This window comes from Limnospira sp. PMC 289.06 (genome assembly GCF_032350395.1).
Classification (GTDB): Bacteria; Cyanobacteriota; Cyanobacteriia; order Cyanobacteriales; family Microcoleaceae; genus Limnospira; species Limnospira platensis.
Window position 1 is genome coordinate 1 of sequence record NZ_JARPLC010000019.1, and the last position, 2,357, is coordinate 2,357.

Below are 2,357 nucleotides of genomic sequence, written 5' to 3' on the forward strand. Positions count from 1 at the left end.
GGCTGTGGCTGTGGCTGTGGCTGTGGCTGTGGCTGTGGCTGTGGCTGTGGCTGTGGCTGATTGGTTTGTCGTTGCGCTTCTTGTTTGGCGGCTTCTGCTTCTCGCTTGGCGGCTTCTGCTTCTCGCTTGGCGGCTTCCGCTAGTCTCCTCGCTTCTGCTGCTTCCGCATTCAGCCTTTCTTGGCGCTGTTGTTCCGCAATGCGTCTTTCTTCCTCCCGTTTCTGATCATTAGCGCGATCGATAATTGGTTGCACTTTTTGTTTCCAATATTCGCTATCTTGTCGCGGTGATTCCCCCAATAATGCTACCCTTTCGGTTTCGGCGATCGCCTCCCTCCAAGCCTCTCTATTCAACGACTGTCTCGCATTTTCTAGGTGATTCTCATTCCGATTCCACTCCTGTTCCCATTGGGAAAGTTCTTGCTTAACTCTCGCGGCGTTCGGACTCGTTTCGGGGATAGCTTCAGCAATTTTTACCGCCTGCTGATAATTACCTTGGCGATATTGTTCCTGCGCTAATTCCTCCATCCGTTGAGATGCTTGCTTAAAGAAATTTTGCGCTTCCGAGTAGGAAGAAGTATTTTCGGGAACCTGTAAAGCCATATCGATCGCACCCCGCCAAGAACCCGCTTCCGCTAAACTATTCGCCTGTTTCATTAACACCGCAGCATGACCATCCTCACAACTTTTTAACAGTCTTGTTAACTCGGATTTTAATACAGGTGTCATCCCGGTAGTTGTCGGTTCTATGGTTAATGCCGTTTTACAAGTCTCATAAGACTCCTGGGATGCTACCATATTACCCTGTTGATGATAACTTTCTCCCTGTTTTCGTGCTTGTTCCGCCTCCGCGATCGCATTTCTGATCGGTGCAGCAGCCTGCCATTTATACACCCAAAAGCCGCCCCATCCTAAGCCGATCATTAATACTATTCCACCCAACCAGGGTAATGCTTTCTTAACCGGAGAAACTGGCGGCGGTGGCGGCGGTTCCGGTGGTGGTGGCGGTAGTTCTAACCCTCCCGACACTGGCTGGGTTCCAGCGGCGATCGCTGTGACTTTAAAATCTATATTTCCTAACTGAATATGACTGCCATTATTTAGGGGTTCCTCACCCACAGGTAGCAATTTACCATCTACAATTGGCGGGTTACTTTCCCGCAGCGATCGTAGATAAAATTGGTGATTCTCTGGACTAAAAAAAATTTCGATATGTAAACCAGATACCGTCTGATCTACGCACACTAAATCACAGCGACTCCCATCTCTACCTATACGGAAAACTCCCGGATGTTTGCTGGGTTGGTTGGCTCGAATGCTGGTGCTATTCAACCTTCCCTCTTCTACCCACTCTAAGGTTAGTTCAGCCATAAATCTGCCCGCTATTATACTGGGACTCCCTACTCTATTTTAGTAGATATTCCCTGGATTGGGATAATTTTTTAACATTTTGTAAATCTTAGATACACCAAATTTTGATCTGATTGTCTTCACTACCACTGGCTAGATTTTGACCATCAGGACTAATGGCGATCGCTCCCACTTGCCAATTATAACCCGAAATTGTGCGGATTTCTGTCTCGGTTTCCCATTGCCACACTTTCACCGTCTTATCATCAATCCCAGCAATTAAAATTTTACCATCGGGACTAAACATCAGAGCATTAATCGCCGTTTTTGCACCCCCAATAGTCAAGATTTCCTCCCCTGTTGTTACCCGCCATAGTTTAATGGTTTTATCTCCACTTCCACTGGCGATAATTTCACTATTCGGACTGATTGCTAAAGCAGTTATAGCTAGTCTATGTCCTGATAAATTTAGGGTTTCTAAACCAGTTTCTCGGTTCCATAATTTCACGATTTTATCCCCACCACCACTGGCGATAATTTCACCATTCGGCGCAAAAGTAATAGCATTAACTGCCATTTTATGACCCGCCAATGATTGGATTTCTTCTCCTGTATTAATATCCCAAAGTTTGATGGTTTTATCTTGGCTACCACTGGCTATAATTTGACCGTCGGGACTAAAAGCAACTGCATTAACTCCTGATTTATGTCCCTCAAATGTGCGGATCTCTTCTCCATTACTGAGGTTCCAAAGTTTAATGGTTTTGTCAGCACTCGCACTCGCTAACATTTTACCATCTCCACTGAAAGAAACCGATCGCACTGAGTTAGAATGTCCCCCTAAAGTGCGGATATCCGCTTCTGGGTTCAGAGTCCACAAACTTCGACCAGGCGCTGATATTTCCCCTGCTTCTATCCCGAAAATCTTACTCTGACTCTTTTGCTCTTCCCCTTCTGACTCAGCTACAGGTTCGGGTTCCGACTCAATTATCGGTTCAGGTTCCGACT

General features: G+C 46.2%; 1 protein-coding gene and 1 pseudogene. Both read right to left on the reverse strand.

Going from position 1 to position 2,357, the window contains the following annotated elements:
• Window positions 1–1,370: FHA domain-containing protein (locus tag P5674_RS06525; RefSeq protein ID WP_315669870.1), on the reverse strand; the 1,370-nt coding region annotated here is incomplete at its 3' end.
• Window positions 1,371–1,458: 88 nt separating this feature from the next.
• Window positions 1,459–2,357: pseudogene (locus P5674_RS26560) on the reverse strand (WD40 repeat domain-containing protein); the annotation flags it as partial.